The following is a 23474-nucleotide window of genomic DNA, read 5'->3' as shown; positions in this document are numbered from 1 at the left end:
GAATCTGGCGGGATTGCACAATTGCGGCAGGCCATTCCGACGGGACATGACGGCTTACCAGCCTTGTTTGGCCCCGGACGATCCACCTGCGTCCGCACCGGGTAGCTATACGGGTGTGATGGACAAGCAGGAGTTGGCTCGGGAGCTCGGCCACCCCGACGCCCAGAAATTGCTCGCCGGTTCAATGGCGCGGCTCGCCTACAACGGCCACGACGGCTTCCCGCGAGTCATCCCCGTCGGGTTCTACTGGACCGGCGAACGCATCGTTGTCTCGACGGCACCGACCTCGCCGAAAGTCCGCGCGGTTTCCTCCCGCCCGGAAGTCGCGTTGACGATCGACACCGGCTCCACCCCGGAAGAGGCCAAGGCGCTGTTGGTGCGTGGCCTTGCCACATTGCAAACCGTCGACGGCGTCACCGACGAGTACCTCGCCGCGGCGAGGAAGTCGATGGACGAAGCGCAGCTTGCCGAGTTCGAACGCAACGTGCGGTCGACGTATCCGGAGATGGTGCGCATCTCGATCGAGCCGCGCTGGGCGCGGTTTTATGACTTCGGCGCCGGCCGGTTACCCGCGTTCCTTGCGGACCTCGTCAACGATGGGTAGTCACTGGGCGCCGAACGCAAAAACGGTTGTCGAATCGTAGGTCTGGCCCGGGTCGAGCGTGGTGGTCGGGAAGGTCGGGTGATTCGGCGAATCGGGGTAGTGCTGGGTCTCCATCGTGAATCCGGCGCCCTGCCGGTAGCTGTGCCCGCTGGTGCCCGTGAGCGCCCCGTCGAGGAAGTTGGACGTGTAGAACTGCACGCCGGGCTCGGTTGTTAAGACCGTCAGGGTGCGCCCCGACTTGGGGTCTTGGGCCTTGGCCGCCTCGACCAGCCCGGTGTTGTTGCCGCGGTTGATCACCCAGTTGTGGTCGTAGCCGTGGGCGAGCAACAGCTGCGGGTCATTCGCGGTGATACGCGCGCCGATCGCGCTCGGTGACGTGAAGTCGAAGGGTGTGCCCTGCACCGGGGCGATCTGCCCGGTCGGTATCTGCGTGGGGTCGGTCGGAAGGTAGTTGTCGGCATGGATTGTGACCTTCTGGTCGTAGACGTCGAGCGTGTCCTCACCGGCCAGGTTGAAGTAGCTGTGATTGGTCAGGTTGATCACGGTCGGCGCGTCGGTGGTCGCGCGGTAGTCGATGCGCAGTTCGTTGTTCTGGTCCAGCGTGTAGGTGACGGTGGTCGTCAGCGTCCCGGGATAGCCCATTTCGCCTGCGGGACTGACATATTCGAGCTTGAGGGCGACGCTGTCCCCACCGTTCTGCGGACCGGCCTGCCACACCTTCGTGTCGAAGCCCGCGGTGCCGCCATGCAGGCTGTTGCCGTTGTTGTTGGTCGGCACGTGATACTCGCTGCCGTTCAACGTGAACGCTCCCTTGGCGATCCGGTTGCCGTAGCGGCCGATGATCGCGCCGAAATAGGTCTTGGCGGATCCGGTGTTGTTCACGTAGCCGGCCAGGGTCGGAAAGCCCAGCACCACATTGTCGACGATTCCGGCGCGATCGGGCACCTCGATGGACTGAATGATGCCGCCGTAGTTCAGGATTCGCACACGCGTGCCGCGCCCGGTGGTGAGCTCGTAGCGGGTCACCGGATTGCCATCCACCTGACCGAACGGCTCGCTGGTGATCGACGGCGGTCCGGCGGGGATCGAGGCATTGCCACTGCCCGTAGTGGAGCTGCTACACGCCGCCAACCCCGCCACACCGGCGATGGCGATCGGTCGAAGTAATCGTCTGCCGCGCATCGGCTCCCCTCACACTCGTACCGAACATAGCGCCAGCAACGCGCGGATCGATTGATCGGAACACTCAGCCTTGTCGGCGTCGACCTCGCACGTCCTCGGTTACGCTCACCCTCGTGGCCGCCGGATACATCAGGGCTACCGACAGTGACCGCGACGAGACCGGACGAGTGCTGGACGCGGCGCTCAGCGACGGCCAGCTCTCGATGGAGGAATATCGCCAACGGGTGAGCGCCGCGCGCCGTGCGGCCACTGTCGGCGAACTCGAGTCGCTTGTGGAAGACCTGCAGATCCACAGCGCCCCGGCCCAGCCCCCGAAGCCGGCCAGTCGACGGAGCATCCTGGTAGCCGGCGTCGCGGTGTTGGCGCTCGCGGGCCTCGGTATCGGCTGGAAACTGATCGGCAACACCACTTCGTCGTCATCCGCGCCACCTCCAAGTGCCACCAGCACCGTGGCGGTCACCCCGCCGCCGCCACCGCCACCACCGCTGCAACTGCAGACCGTCGACGGTCTGACAGGGCTATTGGCGCAAATGCGGAAAGAGATCGGTGACACCATGGGCTACCGGCTGGTGGTCTACGCCGATCACGCGGACCTCGACCGTCCCGACCCCCAAGACGCGCAGCACTCGGTGACCTACCATTACACCGGCAGCGGCTGGGCGAAGCAGGGCGCCAGCGCCATCCCGCCCAGCTCGATCGCCGGTGACCTGAGCAAATTCAACGTGCCGGAAGTGGTCAACGTAATGCGCGGGGCACCGCAGGCCGTCCAGGTGCCCGGCGCCACCAACACCTACCTGATGATCGAATCCGCCAAGGACGGCGGCCTCGCCCTGTCGGTGTACGTATTCAGAGGCCGCGACGGCGGCTATATCGAGCTCAACGCGGACGGCACCGTCCAGGCGATCAAACCTCTTACCAACTGATCCACCTCTAGGATCTTCCCGTGGCCACCGCAAACACCCGGGCTACCGACGGCAACCGCGTCGACACCTGCCAGCTGCTCGATCTAGCGCTGAGCGACGGCCAGCTGTCGATGGAGGAGCACCGCCAGCGGGTGAGCGCTGCGACCAACGCCACCACCCTCGGCGAGCTGCAGTCGCTGGTGTCCGACCTGCAGATCCGCCGCGCCCCAGCCCAATTCCCGAACCTGAAATCGCTGGCCCGCCGCCGAGGGGTACGGATCGCCGTGCTGCTGGTGGTGGCGCTTCTGGGCGTCGCCATCGCCTGGGCTCTGTACGGCAATACCGCGCCCGATCGCGCCCAGCCGGCCGCCGCCAGCCCGGCGGTAGCCGCGCCGCCGCCCCCAACAGCGGCACCAACCGTCGCACCGCCGCAGTCATCGACACCGCCACCGGCACCAGAACAACTGATGACGGTGGGAGGGCTGTCGGACGTAGTCGCACAAATTCGGACAAAGTTCGGGGACACGATGGGCTACGAGCTGCTGGTCTATCCCGAACGCGCCGCCATCATTCGTCCCGACTCGGTCAACGCGCACAAGACGGTGGAATTCTCGTACGCGAACGGCCTTTGGGGCGCCAGCAGCAGCGCCAGCAAGCCGATGGACACGACGGTTGGCGACGTCGGCAAGTTCGACGTCCAGGCCGTCATCAGCGCGCTTCGCGCGGCGCCCCAGACCCTGCATGTCGACGGCGGCCACCCGGATTACATCTCAATTCAAGCTGCCGAAGACGGGACGCTGCGCATCGAGCTCTATGTCACCAACGGTTACACGGGTCGCTACCTCATGGTCAACGCCGACGGCAGCATCCGGCCGGACTTCTGATCGGGCCGACCACTTGTTGGCCAAGGTGTAGCTCGCACGTGACCTTCCCGCGACCGCGACCAAGGAGCCTCAATCTTCGTGACGGTTGTCGCGGTGATCTGCGCGCTCGCAACAGCGACATGCATCGGCTACTACGCCGGCCGGCGAGCCGGCTCGAAGCCGTCGACCTGGAAGATGCGAACGACTCGGATCGCGCTGGGTAAGCAGGCGATGAGCCTGCTCATACTGGTGGCAGTGCGCCGCGCCCGGCGACGTTTCAGGCTGAGAACCGTTGGACCGGTTGACTTCTTGCGGGCTGGGGTGGCGTGGATGCGGCCCTGACGAGGGCGCAATGTAGCCTGTGAAGCCCGTCAGCGCACCAAGAAGGGCCACTATGTCAGCACTGCAAGGCAAGGTCGCGTTCGTCACCGGCGCGTCGTCGGGCCTGGGCGCGGAAACGGCCCGGCTGTTTTCCCGCCAGGGCGCAACGGTTTTCGGCGTCGGCCGCGACATCGGGCGCTTGGCCGAGGTATTCAAGGATGTGGAAAGCGGCTCGTATGCCTCGGTCGACGTTGCTTCGGCGCCGGCCTGCAAGGACGCGGTAGAGCAGTGCGTCAAGGAGTTCGGCGGACTGGACGTTCTGGTCAACGTCGCCGGCAAGCACCAGATGCGCCGAACCGAGTCGATGAGCGACGACGACTGGACCCAAGACCTCGCGGTCAACCTGAACGGACCGTTCTACCTCTGCCGGGCCGCGTTGCCCCATCTGCTGGAACGAGGCGGCAACATCGTCAACGTCGGCTCGATCGCCGGCGTCGAGGGCCAGGCGTACTCGGCCGGCTACTGCGCCGCCAAGCACGGGCTGATCGGGCTGACCCGCGCGCTGGCGGTCGAATACACCGCGGATCGCCTGCGCGTCAACGCCGTATGCCCGGGCGGCATGCTCACCCCGCAGATCGAACAGTTCAGCGCGCCGGAGAACCCGAACTACGACCTGATCCTGCGCACGGCCTCACCGCGCGGCATGATGCAGCCACTCGACGTCGCGAACGTGATCGCGTTCCTCGCCAGCGACGCCGCGGCCGCCGTCCATGGCGCCGTTTACCGCGTCGACAACGGCAAAGGCGCGGGTTAGTACGCCGGGATCAGGGATTCGTGCACCGGCCGATTTGGCATGGTTGTGCCCTTTCTTCCGGTGATGCGGCGTTGGCCCCTGCCCCCCTCGGCGTGATCGAACGTTTCGACAAGCACGCATGCGGTCGCGCCGGTCACGGAGCCGCCGTGACTGCTGAACGGGTTGGGCTATCCGTTGGGTGCTTCGAGCTCGGTCGCCAGCGTCTGTTGGGTGGCCGCCCACGACGCCAGAAGCGCTAAATTGTCAGCCGTCGGCGTGCCCGCGAGTGCTGTGTAGACGTTGAGGTGCAGGCCGGGCTCGGCGGGCAGTTCGAGGGACTCGACGTCCAAATCGAGCCGGCCCACGATCGGATGGTGCACCCGCTTGCGTCCGGACCGGCGCAGCCGCACGTCCTGAGATGCCCACCGCTGCCGGAATAGCTCACTGCACGTTGACAGTTCGCCGATTAGGGCGATCAGCTCCTCGTCGTGCGGATTGCGGCCAGCTTCCATGCGTAGCTTCGCGGCCGTGTCACGGGCAATTTGGTCGTAGTCGACAAAGAAATCTCTGGCCGCCTCGGCAGCTAGGTAGACGAACCGCGCTGTGTTCGCGGGCCGTCGGGGGTCGGCCAGCACCGGTGCATACAGCGCGCGGGCGAGTTGATTCGTGGCGAGCACGTCACATCGTCCGTTTAGGATCCAGGCCGGCGCATCGGAGATGGCGTCGAGCACCTGCTGCAGGGTCGAGCGCACCGTCAGGGCCGGCTTGTGCCGGCGTGGGCCGCTGGGCGCCCCGGATTGGCGTGCGAGGTGGAACAGGTGATCGCGCTCGGCCTCGTCGAGTTGAAGGGCAGAGGCCACCGCGTCGAGGACTCCATCGGAGGCACGGGCCAGGCTGCCGCGCTCCATGCGCACGTAGTAGTCGACTGATACCCCCGCCAGAAGCGCTACCTCCTCGCGACGCAGACCTTTGACCCGACGATTGCCGCCGTAAGCGGGCAGGCCCGCCTGCTCGGGTGTGATGCGGGCGCGACGCGAGCTGAGAAACTCCCGGATATCGGTACGCAGATTCATCGTGGCCATCCCCTCACGGTATGCGCGTTTCGCGGTGTAAGGGAGGCACTGCGGGTACCCCGACGACCGCGTTGAGACCTGGCGTCCGGGTGTTCTCGAGGGGCCGTCGGCGGCCGGCAAAGCCTCGCGCCGACCCCTAGGGCGTACCCGATGCGGTCGTAGCGATGCCGCCGTCGACCGGGATGATGGCGCCCGTGAGGTAGGACCCAGCCCGGCTGGCGAGAAACACGGCGATACCCGCCATGTCGTCGTCGCGGCCGAGCCGGCGCAGAGGGGCCGCCGCGGCGATCGTGTCGCCGATGGCATCGAGCGTGGACGCCATCATCTGCGACGGGAACGGTCCCGGTGCTACCGCGTTCACCGTGACGTGCTGTGGGCCCAGCTCTCTGGCAAGCACTCTGGTGAGTTGATGGAGTGCCGCTTTGCTGCTGGCGTATGAGTAGTTGGGCGACTGGGCGACGTGGATGGCGGCGATACTGCCGATGTTGATGATCCGCGCGGGATCATCGGCCGTGCCCGCCCTGCGGAGCGCGGGGAGCAACGCCTGCACCAGCCAGAACGGCGACTTGAGGTTGAGGTCGATCACGGTGTCCCAGGCCTCGTCCGGGAACGTCGCTAGCGGCTCGCGCCACATTGCTCCCGCGTTGTTGACGAGGATGTCCAGGCGTTCCGAGTCCACCTTGACAAGATCAGCGAGGCGCTGACACTCGTCGTGCCTGGACAGGTCGGCGGGGATTGCTCGAACGTCACCGAATTCGGACAGTAAATGCTGTGCCTCTGCGCACGTCTCTGCCTTGCGTGAGCTGATGACGACGCGGGCGCCGGCCTGGAGAAGGCCGCGCGCTATCATCATCCCAATGCCGCTGGTGCCGCCAGTGACAACGGCGTACTTCCCACTCAGATCGAAAAGTTCTGTGTGAGTGGCGAATTGGTTGTCCGTCACCGGTCTCCGTCCCTTCTGTCGTGGAAGAATGCGTGCAGAATTACGCAGCTGTTCCAGCGAGTCTTGTTACAGCTCCGCAAGCGTGGGTACCAACTGGGCTGCACGCTCGGTGAATTCCAGCGGATGACGGTCCGGTATGACATTGAGGTGCGAAATGCCGAGCGCCGCGTACCGCCGGGCGTCGGTGAGAAACTGTGCGGTGTTCTCGAGTACTTGTCCGAAGTTTAGATAAATGGCCGTCTTCCGAATGGCGTTGTAGTCTCGACCCTCGGCCTCGCAGTGCGCTCGCAGCACCGCCAGTTTGTGGGCGATTTCGTCGACGTCCGTCGCGATCAGGTTGCACGCGTCGGCGTAGCGCGCAACCAACAGCAAGGTCTTGCGTTCCCCATTGCCGCCCAGCAGGATTGGTGGTCGAGATCCCGTCAAAGATGTCGGATTGCAAAGCGTTTCGTCGAGCTGGTAGTGGCTACCCCGGTATGGCCCGTTATTGTCGCTCCACATCTGCAGGCAAATCTGCAGGGTCTCCTCCAGCCGTTCAAATCGCTCCTTCACCGATACGACCGGCACCCCGAGCCCACGTTGTTCGCGGTCGTACCAGGAGGCTCCGAGTCCGAGTAGGGCACGGCCGCCAGAAAGCACATCGAGGGTCGCAACAGTTTTGGCGAGCACGCCCGGGTAACGGTGCAGAACTCCAGTCACCAGAGCGACCAGACGCACTCGTCTTGTACGCGCGGCAACAAAAGCCAGTGTCGTGTACGCCTCTAACATCGGCCCCTCAGCGGGGGCGACGTGCTCCGTCTGAAAGAAATGATCGACAACGCTGAACTCCGCAAACCCTTGCTCGTCAGCGAGTTCGGCCGTCGCCGCGAGGGTTGTGGCGATCATGGCTACATCGGGAGGCTCTGAAAAGTTCAAATAATGCAACCCCAGATCCATTCCTTCTCCTCTGTGTAGCTGGGCGCCGACCCAACCAGGTTGACAGGCGTTTCAGATGTCCGGGAGATCCTGGTGATACAGGGACTGTGAGAGCCACCCTTTGGGCCAACTCAATCCGTTACAAGCACACCGGCGATTCGGCAAACGGGGGCCACCGCGAACCGCAATGGGCCAGAACAACGTGTCACAGTCAGTAATCGCTTCCCCGGTCCCGCCCAACGGCGCCTACGCTGCAATGACACGCCCGAGGAGGTATATGCGACCCGCGACCTATCTCATCGCCTCAACCCCCCGTTCGGGTAGTTCGCTGCTGGCCGCCGGCCTCGTCGCGACGGGAGTCGCCGGGCGGCCCGAAGAGTACTTCGCGGCGGACCATATTGCGGCCTACAAGGAAGATCTGGGGCTGCCGACGGACTGCTCGTGGTCCGAATACCTGACGAGGGTCATGGCGTTCGCGGCGACGGACAACGGCGTTTGGGGCGCCAAGATTCACTGGCGCGACGTCGTCTCGCTGGCGCAAGCGCTGGAGCACGGTGCAGACCCGGGTGCCGTTCTCGAGACGCTCTTTCCCACAGCGGTTTTTGTCAACATCGTCCGCGCCGATCGGCGCGCGCAGGCGATATCGCTGTTTCGTGCCGAAACCACCGGTGAATGGTTTCGTTCGCCCGGCCCGTCGGAGAAAGAACGCCCGTGGGGGCTCTATCTGGGCCGGCCGAGGCCCGACCGCTCCGCGCTGGACCTCACCGGCGCGACGCCGACGCGCGAGCAGATCGCCGAGATCGAACGCGGCCTCGCGGCCGAACAGGCGGCGTGGAACAACTACTTCACCACCCGGCGCCCCAAAGTTCTGACGGTCCGGTACGAGGAGCTCGACGCGGACTATCGCGGGGAGATTGCGCGCGTCCTAAAGTTTCTCGGCGCGGATCCCGCACAGGCCGCCGGCATTCCCACACCCCCGCTCGAGCGTCAGTCCGACCACATCAACGAACACTGGCGGCGACGAATCGACGACGAGGGCCGCGGCTACCCGGTGCAGTGAACCTCGGCGATGCGGCCCGAGGAGACCTTGGCCAGGGCGGCGGTCTGAGCGGCCGGCGCGGTCGAGCCCCAGTCGGCGCCCCACCCGCCGGGCCCGAGAGCCAAAGCGACGCAACGGTTTCGGGTCCACCCCGCGACGGTGCAGCCCGTGCCGTGCCGCTGGCAGTTGCCCAGCGCGATGTGGGTGGCCTCCTCCATGGTGCTGGCGTTGTTGGCCCAGCCCGTCCAGCCGGTGACGGGGGAGTAGGCGATGACGGCGTAACGGTCGACGGCCGCGGCCTGCGCGGCGGGCGACGCCACGAACGCGGCGCCGATGAAGGCGAAGGCGGTTAAGGCGATCAGGGCGTAGACGCGGTGGCGTGTCATAGCGGAAACCTCGTGAGTCGTTTTGGTGGACGAACTCACCATCAGTTACGCCGCTTGGGAGATCCTCAAAAGATCCTTGGCGTTAGCGCGCCTTCCGCAGGTCGGCGAGCGAGTTGCGCAATCCACCGTCCAACCGGATCTGCACGGCCGCCACCGCGAGCATCACCGCCGCCGTCACCAAGTGCACCACGGCATCGGTGGTGTTGTTGGGGAAGGTGAAGACGAACGCGACCTGATGCGAGAAGAAGGCCCAAATGCCCGGCAGCGCACCGGCGATCGCCGCGGCGATCAGGTACAGCACGGCCCACGACTTGCGGAGCGCGAACACCAGGCCCGGGCCGAACAACGCCAGCCCGGCGACCGCATGCCAGCCGTTGTAGTCCATTCCTAGCAGTTGAACCGTTGGCGCACCCGGCCCGGTCGCGAAGCTGGGCTCCATGATGAACCCGACCACCGCCTGGATGACGTGCAGAACACAGATGATCAGCAGCCCGATCTGGGCAAAACTCCACCTCACATTGCACCTCCTTGTGCATGGTGGGATAGCCCAGATACTACGCTCGGTAGTAGACGCTGACAATCGAGGATCTGCGCGTCGAGACTGCAACTACGAACACTCTCGTCGGCGTGTCGTGTGTGTGGCGTAAGTGTCGCGGCGGCCCTCCGAAGCCCCGGAGTCACTTCCGCCCGGGGAGCTTCATCATCGTGCGCACGACGGGCACCAGCGACTTCTGCCATAGCGTCGACGGAATGCCAAGGGGCGGATCGAGATTGAACACGCGCGCCGCCGCGATCGTCTGCGATTCGGTGTATTTCAGCAGGCCCTCGGCACCGTGGCGGCGGCCGACGCCCGACTGGCCCATCCCGCCCATCGGCGCGCCGAGGCTGCCCCAGGCGAACGCGTAACCCTCGTCGACGTTCACCGTTCCCGACCGCAACCGGGCGGCGATCTCCTGGCCCTCGGCGGTGGACCCGGCCCACACGCTGGCGTTGAGCCCGTACTCGGTGTCGTTGGCCTTCTCGACGGCCTCATCCACATCGGCGACGGGATAGATGGACACCAGCGGCCCGAACGTCTCGTTGGCCGCACACTCCATCTCCGGCGTGACGTCGGTGAGCACCGTCGGCTCGTAGAACAGCGGCCCGATGTCGGGTCGCGCCTTGCCGCCGGCAATCACCTTGGCGCCCTTGGCTTTCGCGTCGTCCACGTGGTCGGTCACGGTGTCCAGCTGGCTCGCCGAGATCAAACTGCCCATGTCGACCGAGAAGTCGTAGGCGCTGCCGAGCTTCATGTTTCGCACCGCCGCGCCGAACTTGCTGGTGAACTCGTCGGCGACGTCCTTTTCGACGTAGATCCGCTCGATGGAGATGCACAGCTGGCCCGCGTTGGAGAAGCACGCGCGGGTGGCCGCCTTGGCGGCCTTGTCCAGGTTGGCGCCGCGCGTGACGATCATCGCGTTCTTGCCCCCGAGTTCGGCCGAGAAGCCGATGAGCCGGCGGCCCGCGTGCTCGGCGAGCTGCCTGCCGGTGGCGGTCGAGCCGGTGAACATCAGGTAGTCGCAGTTCTCGATGATCGCGGTGCCGACCACCGAACCCGGACCGGGCACGATCGCGTACAGCGCCCGCGGCAGCCCGGCCCGGTACAACAGCTCGGCGCACGCCAGCGCGCAATACGGCGTCTGGCTGTCGGGCTTGAGTACCACCGCGTTGCCGGCCACCAGCGCGGGCACCGAGTCGGACGCGGTGAGCGTCATGGGGTAGTTCCACGGCGAAATCACCCCGACCACGCCCTTGGGCTGGTAGATGACCGTGGTCTTGCCGACACCCGGGAGCAGCGCCTGCACCTTGCGCGGCTTCAACAAACCGGCGGCCACGTTCACGTAATAGTTGGCGTTGGCCATCAGGTCGACGATTTCCTCCTGCGCCGCCCATCGGGCCTTGCCCGCCTCGGCCTGCAGGAGGTCCATCAGGAACTGCCGGTTCTCGACGACCAGGTCGCGATAGCGGCGGATGACATCCACCCGCTCGGCGACCGGCCGCTTCGCCCAGTCGACCTGCGCCGCGCGGGCCTCGGCGAACGCCGCCTCGACGTCGGCGGCGGTGCCGATGGGGATCGTGGTCAGGGGTTTTCCGGTGAAAACCTCGTCGATCGTCTTGGTCTCGCGTGCGGTGGTGTCCTTGATCGCGACCAGTTGTCGCAGGCGGTCGAAGACCTCGGCTGACGGTGCGGACATGTCGTTACCTCTCGAAAAACGCAAGCGTGCAAAACACCAGCCTAGGCCCGGCGGACCCGGGCCGGTAACGGTTGGGGCACGGTCCGGTTGCCCCGCGGCACGTCACGCGGCCTCGCGGTCCCCGGGATTGAGAATGCGGGACATGACGCAATCGCGGGAGCCCGACGATGGCGCGTGAGATCTCCCGCCAGGCGTTCCTGCGCGGGGCCGCCGGGGCGTTGGCCGCCGGCGCGGTATTCGGCCCGACCCGCGCCGCCGCGGCCCCCAATAATCCCTCCGGCTGGGACGGCCTTACCACCGCGATCGGCGGGAAGGTGGTCCTGCCGAAAGATCCCCAATTCGCCGGCGCGAAGCAGGTTTTCAACACCAACTACAACGGCTCCACGCCGGCGGCGATCGTCACCCCGACGTCGGCGGCGGACGTGCAAAAGGCGATGGCCTTCGCCGCCGCCAACAACCTCAAGGTCGCCCCGCGCAGCGGCGGGCACTCCTACATCGGGGCGTCGACGGCGAACGGCGCGATGGTGTTCGACCTGCGTCAGCTGCCCGGCGGAATCAATTACGACGCCTCCACCGGCCAGGTCACCGTGACGCCCGCGACCGGTTTGTACGCGATCCATGAGGCCCTGGCCGCGGCCGGCCGGGGCATCCCGACGGGTACCTGCCCGTCGGTGGGCGCCGCGGGGCACGCCCTGGGCGGGGGCCTGGGCGCCCAGTCGCGGCACGCGGGCCTGCTCTGCGACCAGCTGACGGCGGCGTCGGTGGTGTTGCCGGGGGGCCAGGCCGTCACCGCGTCCGCGGCCAGCAACCCCGACCTCTTTTGGGCGCTGCGCGGCGGCGGGGGCGGCAACTTCGGCGTGACCACCTCGCTGACCTTCGCCACGTTCCCCACCCGGGACGTCGACGTCGTGAACCTCAACTTCCCGCCGCAGGCGTTCGCACAGGTCCTCGTCGGGTGGCAGAACTGGCTGCGCACCGCCGACCAAAGCATGTGGGCGCTGGCGGACAACACCGTCGACGGGTTCGGCACGCATCCACGGATCATGGCGACCTGCCCGGCCGGATCGGGGAACAGCGTCGCGGCCGCGATCACCAAAGCCGTTGGGGTGCAACCGACCGGAACCGACAACCACACGTTCAACTACATGGACCTGGTGCGCTACTTGGCGGTCGGCAACCTCAACCCGTCGCCGCTGGGATACGTCGGCGGATCCGACGTCTTCACGGCGATGACGCCGGCCGCCGCGCAGGGGATCGCCTCGGCGGTCGAAGCGTTTCCGCGTGGCGCCGGGCGCATGCTGGCGATCATGCACGCGCTCGACGGCGCGCTAGCCACGGTGGCTCCGGGGGCGACGGCCTTCCCGTGGCGCCGGCAGGCGTCGCTGGTGCAGTGGTACGTCGAAACGGGTGACCCGTCGGCGGCGACGAGCTGGCTGGCCACGGCACACCAAGCGGTGCAACCGTATTCGGTCGGCGGCTACGTGAACTACATCGAGGCGAACCAGCCGGCGTCGCGCTACTTCGGCCCGAACCTGTCCCGGCTGAGTGCGGTACGCCAGAAGTACGACCCCGGCCGGGTCATGTTCTCGGGGCTGAATTTCTAGCGGCCGAGTGATAACGCTTTACGTTAATAACGGTTGGCGCGATCATCTATCGCGGATTCGCTCGCTCCGGGAAAAGGGCAAACATAAGTGGCAGACTTCGCGCCGACCCACACCGGGCGAGATCCTCAAGGCGGAATTTCTTGACCCGCTTGGTATCTCGCAGTATCGGATCGCCAAGGCGATCGACGTGCCGCCCCGCCGGATCAACGAAATCGTGCACGGCAAGCGCGGCATCACTGCCGACACGGCGTTGCGGCTCTCCCGTGCGCTCGGACTGAGCGACATGTTCTGGATCAACATGCAAGCTCACTACGACGCCGAAATTGCCCGCGAGCAGCTGGCGGGGGAACTGGCGACCATTGATCGCATCGCGTAATCCACGACCGACCAATAGGTGAGTCTCATCTGTGATATCGCCGGTGATACCGCAATTGGGAATCACCGCATGGTCGGCCGACGGCAGTCACGTCGTTGGTGCGGCGACGGGCTCCCGCAGCGGACGGGAACGCACCAGCGTCGGCCACCAGAACCACGGCCCGAGGATGCGCAGGATGCACGGCACGACGAACGACCGCACGATCAAAGTGTCGAGCAGCAACCCGATACAGACGGTCGAACCCACCTGGCCGACGGTGCGCAGATCGCTGGTGAGCATCGCCAGCATGGTGAACGCGAAGACCAAACCGGCGGACGTCACTACGCCACCGGTGCTGCCGAGCGCGCGGATCAGGCCGGTGTGGATCCCGGCGTGCAGCTCCTCTTTGACCCGGAGGATCAACAGCAGGTTGTAGTCCGAACCCACCGCCACCAGGATGATGAACGTCAGCGGCAACACCAGCCAGTGCAGCGGCAGGCCGATGAGGTGCTGCCAGACGAGGATGGAAAGCCCGAACGCCCCGGCATAGGAGAAGGCCACCGTGCCGGGGATGACAATAGCCGCCATCAGGCTTCTGGTGAGGAACAGCATGATCAAGAAGATCAGCACGAAGGCGGCGATCGCGACGATCAAAAGATCGGACGCGGCGTATTGCTTGATGTCCTTGTTGGTGGATCCGGAACCGCCGATGTAGACCTTCGCGCCGGCCAGCGAGGTCTCCTTGAGGGCAACGGTTATCGCGTTGGGGAACTGCTCGACATGCTGCACGCCTTCCGGACCGTTGGCGTCGCCCTCGTGCGTGACGATGATCCGGGCGGCCTGGCCGTCCGGTGACATCAGCAGCTGCATGCCGGTCTTGACGTCCTCGTTGTCGAATCCCTCGTGCGGGATGTAGAAGAAGTCGTCGCTGCGGGCCTGGTCGAAGTCGAGCCCCACATTGATCTGGTCGTCGAACGTCTGATTGGTCTGGGTGGTCTGCAGAGCCGACTGGCCGTAGGTGCTGACCAAGAGATTGGCCAAGGCCTCCGAGTCGTCCGCCGTCAGCTTCAGCTGCACGATGATCTGCGGCACGATCTTGTCCATCTCCTCGAGGGAGGTCTTGGCGTCGTTGATGTCGGCGGCCAGATGGTCGATGTTGTCGAGCGTGTCGAACAACGACCTGAACGCCCAGCACATGGGGATGTCGAAACAGTGCCGCTCCCAATAGAAGTAGCTCTTGATCGGCCGGAAGAAGTCGTCGAGGTTCGAGATTTCCTGATTCATCTCGTCGGTGACCCGTTGCAGATCCTCGACGGTGAGAACCGTCTTGTGCAGCTCGTCCGACAGGTTCTGGAAATAGTCGATCTCTTTGCGTGTGACCTCGACGGTGTGCTGCGTGATCTGCGCCTGCTGGTTGGTATTGGCGTTCTGTTGCTGGTTGAACGGCAGCTGCTGGCCGCTCCCGCTGCCCTGGGTGGTGAACAGATAGGGGATCGTGGCGTGTTCCAAAGCCCGGCCCATCGGCCGGGTGATGCTTTGCACCATCGCGACGCCGGGCAGGCGTTCGAGGGCCTTGGCCGCGCGGTCCAATGAGATGAAGTCACCCGAGTTCCGCATGTCGTGATCCGACTCGATCATCAACATCTCGGAGAACAGCTTGCTCTTCGGGAAATGCCGATCGGCCGCCTGGAAGCCCAAATTGGCGGGCGCGTTGTGCGGCTGGTACTGACGGTCGTCGTAGTTCTGCCGGTACGTCGGAACGAAGATCGCCCCGAGCAGCACGGCGGCAGCACTGGCGAAGAGGATCGGCACCGGCCACCGGACCACGCTCGCCCCGATCCTCCGATATAGGTGTGCCTTGGCCTTGCTCCTCGGGTCGAACAGCCCGAACAGGCTGCCCAGGGCCAAGAAGGCGGGGCCGAGCGTCAGCGCCGCCGCGATGGTGAACAGCATGGAGATGGCGACGGCCGGGCCCATGGTGTGGAAGTAGTTGAGCCGTGCGAACGTCAGGCAGTAACACGCCCCCGCGATCGTCAGGCCCGAGCCGAGGATGACGGGGGTGACACTCTTATACGCGGTGTAGAACGCCTCCTCCCGGCTCTCGCCGTCGTGCCGCGCCTCGTGATAGCGGCCCATCAGGAAGATGCCGTAGTCCGTCCCGGCCCCCAGGGTGAGCGCGACGACGATGTTCACGGCGAACGACGAGAGTTCGATGTACCCGAGATGCCCGAGGGTCGCGATGACCCCCTTCGCGACCAGCATCTCGAACAGCACCCCGGCCAGCGGCACGAACAGGGTGACAATCGAGCGGTACACCAGCAGCAGCATCCCGATAATCAGGAAGATCGTCACGATCGTGATGTCGTTCAGGCTCGAGTTCGCAATGGCCACCGTGTCCGAGGCGAGCGGGGCCGCGCCGCTGACGTAGACCTTGAGCCCGGCCGGGGGCGTGTCCTTCGCGACGATGTCGCGAACGGCGGCAACGGATTCATTCGCTTGCATCTGGCCGATATCGCCCGCGAGGCGCAACAGCACGTAGGCGCACTTGCCGTCGAGGCTCTGCGCCCCGGCCGCGGTGATCGGCTTACCCCAGAGGTCCATCGCGTACTGCACGTGCTTGGGGTCGCCCTTGAACCGGCGCATCAAGTCGTCGTAGTACTGATGATCCGCGTCGCCCAGCGGCCGGTTGGCCTCCAGCACGATCATGGCCAGGCTGGTCGAATTGGACTCGCGGAACTTCGCACCGATGGACAGCAGCGCCCGCTGGGACGGCGCGTAGTGCGGGACCACCGGCCCCGCGAGCTCTTCCGCGACCCGCTCCACCTGCGGCATGAAGGTGTTCGTCGACACGGCGAGCAGGCCCCAGAAGGCGATGATCGGGATCGCAAGGGCGCGAACCATTCTGGGGATGAACGGGCGCTTCGTCCGCTGCTCCGCCGGATGCTCGCTCATGCGGATTTCACCAGGCAATAGACGTGCGCATCCTGATTGGTATCGGACTGTTCCGCGCGGACAACGCCATTCACCCGCAGTCGGCAGCCGACTTGACCGCCATGAACCTGCGCCGAGATGCTGCCGGACACCACGGTCAGTGTCGTCGCCTCCGTGTGCGACCACGGCAAGGTCGTGAGATCAACCCGGTGCGGATGGCCGTTGATGTCGACCCAGACGAGCATCCCGCCTTCCCCGACGGAGCCGAACAGTTCGTACGTGAGCCGCTTGATGCTGAACTCCGGCGGTGCGGCCGGTTGATTGACGGTGATGACGGGCGGGGGCTCCGAGAACTGGTGCACCTTGTACATGGCCACCCCGCCGACACCGAGCGCGATGACGGCCACCAGCGGCAACCAGACTCGCGCCAAAACCCGCCTGCCCACCGGACGAGGGCTCATTCGATCACCTCTCGTAACTCGCTCGGGCCATCGTCTTCTCCCCCCGGCCCCACCCCTAGGCCAACTGCAGATAGTAGACGGTCATGTACCCAATGGACAGATGATCGTGAAAGAGTAGCGGCCTTGCGGCCGCAACGCGACCGCAGCGACCTGCGGACACACCCGCCGGTCGCTCACGGCAACACATGCCTGTAGGTGCTTCAGGACATCTTTTGCAGACGCCGCTTCAACCTCGCGCTGCGCACGACTTGAGTCGTGAGATTCATGGACGCCAATATCGGAAACAAACCGAGAAACGTCCGCTCGGAGGGCGTCGCTCCGTGCAAGTGGTAGAGACTGCCGAACACGTAAAAGCAGCCCAGCGAGAACAACGCACCCGGGATGGCCAGCGTCAGCAGCGAGCTGCGCGCGGCAAGCAGTTGCTTCGCATAATCCAGCTCGTCTTGCGACATGGGTTCGCGCTTGCGCACTTTGCGCGTAACCGTTTTGGTGCTGCCGATTTCGTCGCTCAGCGGGGGAGGCGGCCGGTCCTGCAGCCGTTTGACGTGCACTGCCGCAATAGCGGCGAACACGAGCGCGAACGCGAGCGCGAGCAGCGTCAGGAAACCGAACAGACCCGATGTCACCATCTCGTTCCTTCACTCCCGGCGGTCGAAGGCCGCTCCAGACGCTACGCCACCCGTCGGGCGCACGACGGCAGACCAAAGATAGCCGACCGGTCGGCTAACATTGTTGCCATGCCCCGCCCACCGAACCCCGAGGTGCGGTCCCGCCTGCTCGCGGCGGGGCAGGAACTCCTGCACAAGCACGGATTCGCCGCCAGCGGCGTCAAGGACATCACCGACGCGGCCGGCGTCCCGAAGGGGTCGTTCTATGCGTATTTCCCGAGCAAGGAGGCCTTTGCCGCGGCGATCCTCGAGCATCACTGGGCAGACGTCGAGGCGCGGTTGGTGCCGCTCCTGGAGGCGGATGGGCCGGCGCAGGAGCGGATCACGCGCTTTTTCCACGCGCTGGCCGACGAACACGAGGCCGGTGATTTCCTGCTCGGCTGCCTGGTCGGCAACCTGTCGCTCGAACTCAGTGGGACGAGCGAGCCGGTACGCAAGGAGCTCGTGAGCATCCTGGACCGCTGGGGTGCGGCCGTGGGCGAGTGCCTGCGTTCGGAGGTTCGGGGCGACCTCGAAACGGGGGACCTCGCCTTTCGACTGATCGAGGCGTGGGAAGGCGCGGCGCTGCGCGGGAAAGTCACCCGCAGCCGCGTCCCGTACGACCGGTTCGAAGCGGTCACCGTTCCGGCGCTGCTGCACTGATCTATCGCTCTCGGGAATGCCGAGACTGAGGGCCTTGTTAGATAGACGACTGGTCATCTATGCTACAGACGCTAGACCAACGGGCTTTGATACGCAGGGAAGGCTCGATGACAGACCTGAGCGACTACGCTGAACCCCAGAATCCCGCCCTGCCGTATTCCGGCTTCACGCTCGACCTCGAGCGCGCCGCACTAGTTCTCACCGATCCGCAGATCGATTTCCTTAGCCCGGAAGGCGTTGCATGGCCGGTATTCGGTGACAGCATCTGTGACAACAACGTCGTCGCTCACATCGGCGAGTTGCTGCACGCTGCCAAGCTGGCGGGCATCACCGTCGCGGTGTCACCGCACTACTTCTACCCGACCGACGAGCAATGGCTGTTCGGTGATCCGCTCGAGAAATTCATGGGCGCCGCCGGCATGTTCGGTCGCCGGGGTGCCTACACGACCGAGGGATTCGCCGGATCCGGTGCCGACTTCCTGCCCGCCTACCGGGACCACATCCACGACGGGCGAACCGTTATCGCCTCCCCGCATAAGATCGTCGGCCCCGAATCGAACGACCTGGTGCTTCAGTTGCGCAAGCGCGGCGTCAACCAAGTGATCCTGGCGGGCATGGCCGCCAACCTGTGTGTCGAGGGCCATCTGCGCGAACTCATCGAGCAAGGCTTCGAGGTCGCGGTCGTCAAGGACGCCACGGCCGGCCCGCGCCTCCCCGAAGGCGACGGCTACCTCGCCGCCCTGGTCAATTTCCGATTCCTCGCCAGCGCGGTGTGGAGCACCGCCGAGGCCGTCGCCCTGCTTACCAAGCACGTCGTCACCAACAACAAGGAGGCCGAAAAGCCATGGCGCCGAACGAGAAACTAAACCAGCACAGATTCGCCTTGAACGACGGCAGCGGCGCGATTCCGGCGCTCGGCTTCGGCACGTCGCTTTCCGATCGCAACGAGACGCGAAACGCGGTCAAGACCGCGGTCGAGATCGGGTTCCGCCACCTCGACGCGGCCGAGCGGTACCGCAACGAAGCGGACGTCGGCGCGGCGCTCAAGGAGTTGTTCGCCGCCGGGACCGTGCGCCGTGACGAACTCTTCGTCACCACCAAGCTGTGGAACAACAACCATCGGCCCGAACGGGTCAAGCTCGCGCTGCAGGCCAGCCTGGACAGGCTCGGTCTGGAGGCGGTCGATCTGTACCTGGTGCACACGCCGTTCGCGTTCCGGCCCGGCGACGACCAAGACCCCCGCGACCGGCACGGAGCCGTCGTCTACGACGACGGGGTCACGCTGGAGGAGACCTGGGCCGCGATGGAAGCCCTTGTGGACGAGGGTCTTTCGCGGGCGATAGGCCTGTCGGACATCGACGCCGCGGGCGCACGGAGAATCGTCGAAACCGCCCGCATCAAGCCGGCCGTCGTGGAGGTCGAGTCGCACCCGTATCACCCACAATGGGAACTCCACGAACTGTGCAAGGAGCACGGGATCATCCTGCTGGCCTTCGCCTCGCTGGGCCATGCGCTGGAACCGCGATTGCTCGACGACCCGCTCATCGTCTCGATCGCTCGGCGCGTCGGAAAGACACCGGCGCAAGTGCTTTTGGCGTGGGGCATCCAGCGCGGCTCGGCCGTCCTCACCTCGTCCGTCAAACCCGCACGCATCGGTGAAAACTTCGACGTGACCGCGCTTCCCGAGAGCGCGATCCAAGAGATCAACGAAAGCCTGGAAACTCGCTACCGGTTCAATTCCGTCGTCGACGCCGGACAACCGGGCTTTGCCGAGGTGCCGCGATGACATCGAGCGTGGGGTTCCACACCGGCGAGTTGGCCGTGCAACGACAAGCCGGCGTCGAGGCCGAGGCCGCCCGACTCGCCGCGATGGTCGGCCGCGGACAACTACGCGCCGGCATGGCCGCGTTCCTGTCCGAGGCGCCATTCGCGGCCATTGCCGCCCGAGACCGGTCCGGACGGCTTTGGACCTCACCGCTGTTCGGCGCATCCGGGTTCCTGCGGGCGGCCTCGCCGACTGCCCTGGAGATCCACGCGGAGCTGCCGAGCGCGGACCCGCTGCACGGCCTGCCTTCCGGACAGCCGGTGGGCGTCATCGCCATGAACTTTCTGACCCGCAGGCGCGTCCGCATCAACGGTGTTCTCAGCTCTGCCGAGGCCGGTGCCCTGACCGTCGACGTGGACCAGGCCTACGGCAACTGCCCGCAGTACATCCACCAGCGCCGCGTCGACGTCCATGGGACGCCCGATGACGACCGAAAGCCGCTGCACTCCGGAAGAGCGTTGCGGGCCGAGGACATTCGTCTCATCGAGGCGGCCGACACCTTCTTTCTGGGCACCACCCACGCCACGGCCGGCAGCGACGCCTCGCACCGCGGGGGCCCGCAGGGGTTTGTCCGCGTTGCCGATGGGCGACTGTGGTGGCCCGACTACCCGGGCAACAACCTGTTCAACAGCTTCGGAAACCTGGCCGCCGACCCGGCGGCCGCCCTGCTGTTCGTCGACTTCGGCGCCGGGATCACGCTCCAGCTCTCCGGCAGCGCGGCCGTCTGCTGGGACGACCCGGACGCGGCCGACACCGGACGCCGCGTGCAATTCACTCCCGAGTGGGTAATCACCACGGCGATACCCGCCCTCGGTGGGGCCGACCACGAGCTGCTAACGGAAAACCGGAATTAAACAATTAGATTTGTACCTATGCGGGACAACGACCGAGACGACCCGCGGTCCGAGCTCGACGAGATGACGACGGCTCGCGACCAGATGGAACAACTGGTGCGGGTCATCGTCGAGGTCGGCTCCGACCTGGATCTGGATTCGACGTTGCACCGGATCGTCGATGGGGCGATGGAGCTGACCGACGCCCGGTACGCGGCGCTGGGCATGCGGGCGCCCGACGGCACGCTGGCATCGTTCGTCCAGAGGGGAATCGACGCGGGCACGGCCCGGCGGCTCGGCGACCTGCCGGTGGGCGAGGGCGTGCGCGTCGATGACCTGAGCACCCATCCGCGGGCGGCCGCGCTGGAGGCGCACGACCCGCCGCTGCGGGCGCTGCTCGGTATACCGATCACCGTGCGGGCGGCCGACTTCGGCAGCCTCTACCTGGCCGACGATCGGCCGGACCGGGCGTTCACCGACTTCCAGGAGGCGGCCGTACGCGCGTTGGCCACGGCGGCGGCCGCCGCGATCGACAACGCGCGACTGTTCGAGCGGGAACGCGAATCTTCGAAATGGACCAAGGCCAGCCGGGAGATCACGACCGCGCTGCTGTCCGGTGACCCGCAGATGGGGCCGTTGCAGCTCATCGTCAACCGGGCACTGGAGTTGGCCGACGCCGAACAGGCGATCTTGTTGGTCCCGCGCGAGCCCGATCTGCCTGCCGATGAGGTCGACACCCTGGTCGTGGCCGCCACGGCCGGCCGGTACGCCTCGGAGGTGATCGGCCGGCAGGTGCCGATGGACGCCTCCACCACGGGCGGCGTCGCGCGTCGCGGCCTCCCGCTGATCACCGATTCCTTCCAGTACCCGATCGAGGGGTTTACCGATGTCGGTGAACGCTCGGCGATCGTCATCCCGCTGATCGCCGACGGCCGGGTGCTCGGGGTGATCGCCGTCGCGCGCCAGCCGCAGCAACAGGCGTTCGGCAGCGACTACCTCGAGCTCGTCAGCGACTTCGCCCGGCACGCCGCCATCGCCCTGGCGCTGGCCGCGGGCCGCGAACAGGCGCTCAACCAGGAACTCGCCCAAGCCGACACCGTCGAGGACGCGGTGCACGCCGCGGCCGAGGAACTGCGCCGGCTGTGGCGGGCCCGCCGCGTCCTGGCCGTCACCTTCCCAACCCACCGGTCCGCCACGGAAACCGCCTCCGGTGAACCGTGGGTGGAATCGGTCGGCGAGCCCGCGCGGTGGGCCGACCTGCCGTCGGAGACCCGGCAGATGCTCAGCTCGTTGCGCGACGGCGACCTGCTGAGCCCCAACGCGTCCGAGCCCGGCACGGCGGGGATCGCGCTGCAGCACCCCGAGGGGGTGCTGGTCGTCCGGATCGACCTCGCCGAGCGACGGCCGTTCACCCTCGAGGACCAGACGCTACTGACGGTGCTGGCGGGCCGCCTCGGCCAGGGCCTGCAACGCGTGCATCAGGTCGACCAGCAGCGCGAAACGGCCCTCGCGCTCCAACACGCGATCCTCGGCCCCGCCGACCTCCCGCACGGGTTCGCGGTTCGCTATGAGGCGGCCAGCCGCCCCCTGCAGGTGGGTGGCGACTGGTACGACGTCTTCGACCTGGACGACGGGCGCATCGCGCTGATCGTCGGCGACTGCGTCGGTCATGGCCTGGCCGCCGCCACCGTGATGGGGCAGGTGCGCAGCGCCTGCCGCGCGCTGCTGTTCGAGAACCCCAGCCCCAGCGCCGCCCTGGCGGGCCTGGACCGCTTCGCCGCGCGACTGCCCGGCGCCCAGTGCGCCACCGCCGTGTGTGCGGTGCTCAACCCCGACACCGGTGAACTGGTCTACTCGAGTGCCGGGCACCCGCCGGCCGTCCTGGTCGACGCCGACGGCAGCACCCGAATGCTTGACGAGGGCCACACCATCGCGCTGGGGGTGCGAGCCGACTGGCCGCGCCCCGAAGCACGCGTGACCGTCCCGCCGCGCGCGACGTTGCTGCTCTATACCGACGGGCTGGTCGAACGTCGCCGTCGGCTGCTGCAGCAAGGCATTTTGCGCGCCGCCGAGCTCGTGCAGGAGGGCCGCGATTCCGCACTGGAGGATTTGGCCAACCAGATCATGTCCGGTTTGGCGCCGAGCGACGGCTATCAGGACGACGTTGTCCTCCTGCTCTACCGTCATCCCGCCCCGCTGGAGTTGGAGTTTCCCGCCGACGTCAGCCAGCTCGCCCCGACGCGTACCGCACTGCGCCGGTGGTTGACCCGGGCCAGACTCGACGCGGATCAGACGATGAACGTGCTCGTCGCCGCGGGCGAGGCCGTCGCCAACGCCATCGAGCACGGTCACCGCCACAGCCCGGGGGGCACGATCAGTTTGGGCGCCACCATTTTGGTTGACCAGGTACGCCTGACCATCACCGACACCGGCTCCTGGAAAACTCCGCAGCCGGCCGCCGAAACGAATCGCGGCCGGGGCATCGCTTTGATGCGGGGGCTCATGGAAGACGTCACCATCAACCCCGAGGCCGCCGGCACCACGGTTCACCTATGCGCGAGGATCACCTGATGGCCACGTCGCTCATCCTCGACACCGCGCGCCGCCACGACGGGCAGCTCGTGCTGACCGCGATGGGGGAGATCGATCTGAGCAACATCGACGCATTCAACCAAGCGCTCAGCAGCGCCACCGCCGAGGCCGATAGCAACGGCGGCATGTTCACCGTCGACCTCAGCGCGGTGGAGTATCTGGACAGCTCCGCCATCAACGCCCTATTCGCCCGGGCCGGCCACATCGACGTCATCGCCCACCCCCTGGTGATGCCCGTCCTCACCGTGAGCGGCATCACGGAGCTCGTCACCGTCGAACCCGCGCAGCCGCCAGCCGAACGCTGACGC

General features: G+C 66.3%; 24 protein-coding genes. 14 read left to right on the top strand and 10 right to left on the bottom strand.

Annotation, left to right across the window (positions count from 1 at the left end):
- Positions 1-118: 118 nt before the first annotated feature.
- Complete coding sequence (locus AC5Y5E_RS27755; protein ID WP_499906774.1) at positions 119-604, top strand: pyridoxamine 5'-phosphate oxidase family protein; 486 nt, start codon at positions 119-121, stop codon at positions 602-604.
- Here the strand turns inward: AC5Y5E_RS27755 and AC5Y5E_RS27750 are convergent, their stop codons facing one another.
- The gene (locus AC5Y5E_RS27750; protein WP_499906772.1) at positions 605-1786 is read right to left on the bottom strand and encodes an aldose epimerase family protein; all 1182 of its coding nucleotides are present in this window, start codon (positions 1784-1786) and stop codon (positions 605-607) included.
- A gap of 113 nt (positions 1787-1899) precedes the next feature.
- On the opposite strand from AC5Y5E_RS27750, the gene AC5Y5E_RS27745 reads away from it, so the two are divergent.
- From AC5Y5E_RS27745 to AC5Y5E_RS27730, 4 genes are all read left to right on the top strand, one after another.
- Positions 1900-2709: a DUF1707 SHOCT-like domain-containing protein gene (locus AC5Y5E_RS27745; RefSeq protein ID WP_499906770.1), complete on the top strand. Its 810-nt coding sequence runs from the start codon at positions 1900-1902 to the stop codon at positions 2707-2709.
- 20 nt (positions 2710-2729) lie between these two features.
- On the top strand, positions 2730-3572 hold the full coding sequence (locus AC5Y5E_RS27740; RefSeq protein ID WP_499906768.1) for a DUF1707 SHOCT-like domain-containing protein: 843 nt from the start codon (positions 2730-2732) through the stop codon (positions 3570-3572).
- Between the two features lie 78 nt (positions 3573-3650).
- A complete protein-coding gene (locus AC5Y5E_RS27735; protein WP_499906766.1) occupies positions 3651-3893 on the top strand; it encodes a hypothetical protein in 243 nt (80 codons plus the stop codon).
- A gap of 52 nt (positions 3894-3945) precedes the next feature.
- Positions 3946-4686: an SDR family NAD(P)-dependent oxidoreductase gene (locus AC5Y5E_RS27730; RefSeq protein WP_499906764.1), complete on the top strand. Its 741-nt coding sequence runs from the start codon at positions 3946-3948 to the stop codon at positions 4684-4686.
- A gap of 167 nt (positions 4687-4853) precedes the next feature.
- Here the strand turns inward: AC5Y5E_RS27730 and AC5Y5E_RS27725 are convergent, their stop codons facing one another.
- The 3 genes from AC5Y5E_RS27725 to AC5Y5E_RS27715 form a co-directional block, all read right to left on the bottom strand.
- Positions 4854-5747, bottom strand: a complete 894-nt coding sequence (locus tag AC5Y5E_RS27725; RefSeq protein ID WP_499906762.1) for a helix-turn-helix transcriptional regulator — start codon at positions 5745-5747, stop codon at positions 4854-4856.
- 127 nt (positions 5748-5874) lie between these two features.
- A complete protein-coding gene (locus AC5Y5E_RS27720) occupies positions 5875-6681 on the bottom strand; it encodes an SDR family oxidoreductase (protein WP_499906760.1) in 807 nt (268 codons plus the stop codon).
- Positions 6682-6747: 66 nt separating this feature from the next.
- Positions 6748-7617 (bottom strand): LLM class F420-dependent oxidoreductase, encoded by an 870-nt coding sequence (locus AC5Y5E_RS27715; protein WP_499906758.1) that lies wholly within the window; start codon positions 7615-7617, stop codon positions 6748-6750.
- A 256-nt stretch (positions 7618-7873) separates the two neighbouring features.
- Between AC5Y5E_RS27715 and AC5Y5E_RS27710 the strand changes: the two genes are divergently transcribed.
- Positions 7874-8656 (top strand): Stf0 family sulfotransferase, encoded by a 783-nt coding sequence (locus tag AC5Y5E_RS27710; RefSeq protein WP_499906756.1) that lies wholly within the window; start codon positions 7874-7876, stop codon positions 8654-8656.
- Here the strand turns inward: AC5Y5E_RS27710 and AC5Y5E_RS27705 are convergent.
- The 3 genes from AC5Y5E_RS27705 to AC5Y5E_RS27695 all read right to left on the bottom strand — a co-directional run bounded on the left by AC5Y5E_RS27705 (position 8641) and on the right by AC5Y5E_RS27695 (position 11255).
- Positions 8641-9021 carry a DUF4189 domain-containing protein gene (locus AC5Y5E_RS27705; protein ID WP_499906754.1) on the bottom strand — a complete coding sequence of 127 codons (381 nt, stop codon included), beginning with the start codon at positions 9019-9021 and terminating at the stop codon, positions 8641-8643. The two genes, AC5Y5E_RS27710 and AC5Y5E_RS27705, sit on opposite strands and share 16 nt — an antisense overlap.
- A gap of 82 nt (positions 9022-9103) precedes the next feature.
- Positions 9104-9538 (bottom strand): DUF4383 domain-containing protein, encoded by a 435-nt coding sequence (locus AC5Y5E_RS27700; RefSeq protein ID WP_499906752.1) that lies wholly within the window; start codon positions 9536-9538, stop codon positions 9104-9106.
- A gap of 160 nt (positions 9539-9698) precedes the next feature.
- Positions 9699-11255: a succinic semialdehyde dehydrogenase gene (locus AC5Y5E_RS27695; RefSeq protein WP_499906750.1), complete on the bottom strand. Its 1557-nt coding sequence runs from the start codon at positions 11253-11255 to the stop codon at positions 9699-9701.
- A gap of 167 nt (positions 11256-11422) precedes the next feature.
- On the opposite strand from AC5Y5E_RS27695, the gene AC5Y5E_RS27690 reads away from it, so the two are divergent.
- Positions 11423-12859, top strand: coding sequence for an FAD-binding oxidoreductase (locus AC5Y5E_RS27690; protein ID WP_499906748.1), 1437 nt, complete (start codon positions 11423-11425; stop codon positions 12857-12859).
- A 55-nt stretch (positions 12860-12914) separates the two neighbouring features.
- Positions 12915-13235: a HigA family addiction module antitoxin gene (locus AC5Y5E_RS27685; RefSeq protein WP_499906890.1), complete on the top strand. Its 321-nt coding sequence runs from the start codon at positions 12915-12917 to the stop codon at positions 13233-13235.
- A gap of 87 nt (positions 13236-13322) precedes the next feature.
- Here AC5Y5E_RS27685 and AC5Y5E_RS27680 read toward each other — a convergent pair whose 3' ends face one another.
- The 3 genes from AC5Y5E_RS27680 to AC5Y5E_RS27670 all read right to left on the bottom strand — a co-directional run bounded on the left by AC5Y5E_RS27680 (position 13323) and on the right by AC5Y5E_RS27670 (position 17235).
- Positions 13323-16166, bottom strand: coding sequence for an MMPL/RND family transporter (locus AC5Y5E_RS27680; RefSeq protein WP_499906746.1), 2844 nt, complete (start codon positions 16164-16166; stop codon positions 13323-13325).
- Positions 16163-16606, bottom strand: a complete 444-nt coding sequence (locus tag AC5Y5E_RS27675) for an MmpS family transport accessory protein (RefSeq protein WP_067158647.1) — start codon at positions 16604-16606, stop codon at positions 16163-16165. Before AC5Y5E_RS27675 ends, AC5Y5E_RS27680 begins: the two co-directional genes overlap by 4 nt.
- 200 nt (positions 16607-16806) lie before the next feature.
- Positions 16807-17235 carry a hypothetical protein gene (locus AC5Y5E_RS27670; RefSeq protein WP_499906745.1) on the bottom strand — a complete coding sequence of 143 codons (429 nt, stop codon included), beginning with the start codon at positions 17233-17235 and terminating at the stop codon, positions 16807-16809.
- A gap of 108 nt (positions 17236-17343) precedes the next feature.
- Between AC5Y5E_RS27670 and AC5Y5E_RS27665 the strand changes: the two genes are divergently transcribed.
- The 6 genes from AC5Y5E_RS27665 (at position 17344) to AC5Y5E_RS27640 (ending at position 23471) form a co-directional block, all read left to right on the top strand.
- Positions 17344-17916, top strand: a complete 573-nt coding sequence (locus AC5Y5E_RS27665; RefSeq protein ID WP_499906743.1) for a TetR/AcrR family transcriptional regulator — start codon at positions 17344-17346, stop codon at positions 17914-17916.
- A gap of 107 nt (positions 17917-18023) precedes the next feature.
- Complete coding sequence (locus AC5Y5E_RS27660; protein ID WP_499906741.1) at positions 18024-18782, top strand: cysteine hydrolase family protein; 759 nt, start codon at positions 18024-18026, stop codon at positions 18780-18782.
- Positions 18761-19702, top strand: a complete 942-nt coding sequence (locus AC5Y5E_RS27655) for an aldo/keto reductase (protein ID WP_499906739.1) — start codon at positions 18761-18763, stop codon at positions 19700-19702. Before AC5Y5E_RS27660 ends, AC5Y5E_RS27655 begins: the two co-directional genes overlap by 22 nt.
- Positions 19699-20595, top strand: coding sequence for a pyridoxamine 5'-phosphate oxidase family protein (locus tag AC5Y5E_RS27650; protein ID WP_499906738.1), 897 nt, complete (start codon positions 19699-19701; stop codon positions 20593-20595). Before AC5Y5E_RS27655 ends, AC5Y5E_RS27650 begins: the two co-directional genes overlap by 4 nt.
- 18 nt (positions 20596-20613) lie before the next feature.
- Complete coding sequence (locus AC5Y5E_RS27645) at positions 20614-23145, top strand: SpoIIE family protein phosphatase (protein WP_499906736.1); 2532 nt, start codon at positions 20614-20616, stop codon at positions 23143-23145.
- Positions 23145-23471 carry an STAS domain-containing protein gene (locus AC5Y5E_RS27640; protein ID WP_499906734.1) on the top strand — a complete coding sequence of 109 codons (327 nt, stop codon included), beginning with the start codon at positions 23145-23147 and terminating at the stop codon, positions 23469-23471. The genes AC5Y5E_RS27645 and AC5Y5E_RS27640 overlap by 1 nt, the downstream gene beginning before the upstream one ends.
- Positions 23472-23474: the final 3 nt, after the last annotated feature.

The sequence above is a fragment of the Mycobacterium sp. NGS54 genome (assembly GCF_059812465.1).
This window is presented reverse-complemented; position numbering and strand designations above follow the sequence as displayed.

Bases quoted from the DNA above. Each gene is read 5' to 3' on its own strand.
- AC5Y5E_RS27755 (WP_499906774.1), top strand. From the start codon at position 119: ATGGACAAGCAGGAGTTGGCTCGGGAGCTCGGCCACCCCGACGCCCAG.
- AC5Y5E_RS27750 (WP_499906772.1), bottom strand. From the start codon at position 1,786: ATGCGCGGCAGACGATTACTTCGACCGATCGCCATCGCCGGTGTGGCG.
- AC5Y5E_RS27730 (WP_499906764.1), top strand. From the start codon at position 3,946: ATGTCAGCACTGCAAGGCAAGGTCGCGTTCGTCACCGGCGCGTCGTCG.
- AC5Y5E_RS27725 (WP_499906762.1), bottom strand. From the start codon at position 5,747: ATGGCCACGATGAATCTGCGTACCGATATCCGGGAGTTTCTCAGCTCG.
- AC5Y5E_RS27715 (WP_499906758.1), bottom strand. From the start codon at position 7,617: ATGGATCTGGGGTTGCATTATTTGAACTTTTCAGAGCCTCCCGATGTA.
- AC5Y5E_RS27710 (WP_499906756.1), top strand. From the start codon at position 7,874: ATGCGACCCGCGACCTATCTCATCGCCTCAACCCCCCGTTCGGGTAGT.
- AC5Y5E_RS27705 (WP_499906754.1), bottom strand. From the start codon at position 9,021: ATGACACGCCACCGCGTCTACGCCCTGATCGCCTTAACCGCCTTCGCC.
- AC5Y5E_RS27695 (WP_499906750.1), bottom strand. From the start codon at position 11,255: ATGTCCGCACCGTCAGCCGAGGTCTTCGACCGCCTGCGACAACTGGTC.
- AC5Y5E_RS27690 (WP_499906748.1), top strand. From the start codon at position 11,423: ATGGCGCGTGAGATCTCCCGCCAGGCGTTCCTGCGCGGGGCCGCCGGG.
- AC5Y5E_RS27680 (WP_499906746.1), bottom strand. From the start codon at position 16,166: ATGAGCGAGCATCCGGCGGAGCAGCGGACGAAGCGCCCGTTCATCCCC.
- AC5Y5E_RS27675 (WP_067158647.1), bottom strand. From the start codon at position 16,606: ATGAGCCCTCGTCCGGTGGGCAGGCGGGTTTTGGCGCGAGTCTGGTTG.
- AC5Y5E_RS27670 (WP_499906745.1), bottom strand. From the start codon at position 17,235: ATGGTGACATCGGGTCTGTTCGGTTTCCTGACGCTGCTCGCGCTCGCG.
- AC5Y5E_RS27665 (WP_499906743.1), top strand. From the start codon at position 17,344: ATGCCCCGCCCACCGAACCCCGAGGTGCGGTCCCGCCTGCTCGCGGCG.
- AC5Y5E_RS27660 (WP_499906741.1), top strand. From the start codon at position 18,024: ATGACAGACCTGAGCGACTACGCTGAACCCCAGAATCCCGCCCTGCCG.
- AC5Y5E_RS27655 (WP_499906739.1), top strand. From the start codon at position 18,761: ATGGCGCCGAACGAGAAACTAAACCAGCACAGATTCGCCTTGAACGAC.
- AC5Y5E_RS27650 (WP_499906738.1), top strand. From the start codon at position 19,699: ATGACATCGAGCGTGGGGTTCCACACCGGCGAGTTGGCCGTGCAACGA.
- AC5Y5E_RS27645 (WP_499906736.1), top strand. From the start codon at position 20,614: ATGCGGGACAACGACCGAGACGACCCGCGGTCCGAGCTCGACGAGATG.
- AC5Y5E_RS27640 (WP_499906734.1), top strand. From the start codon at position 23,145: ATGGCCACGTCGCTCATCCTCGACACCGCGCGCCGCCACGACGGGCAG.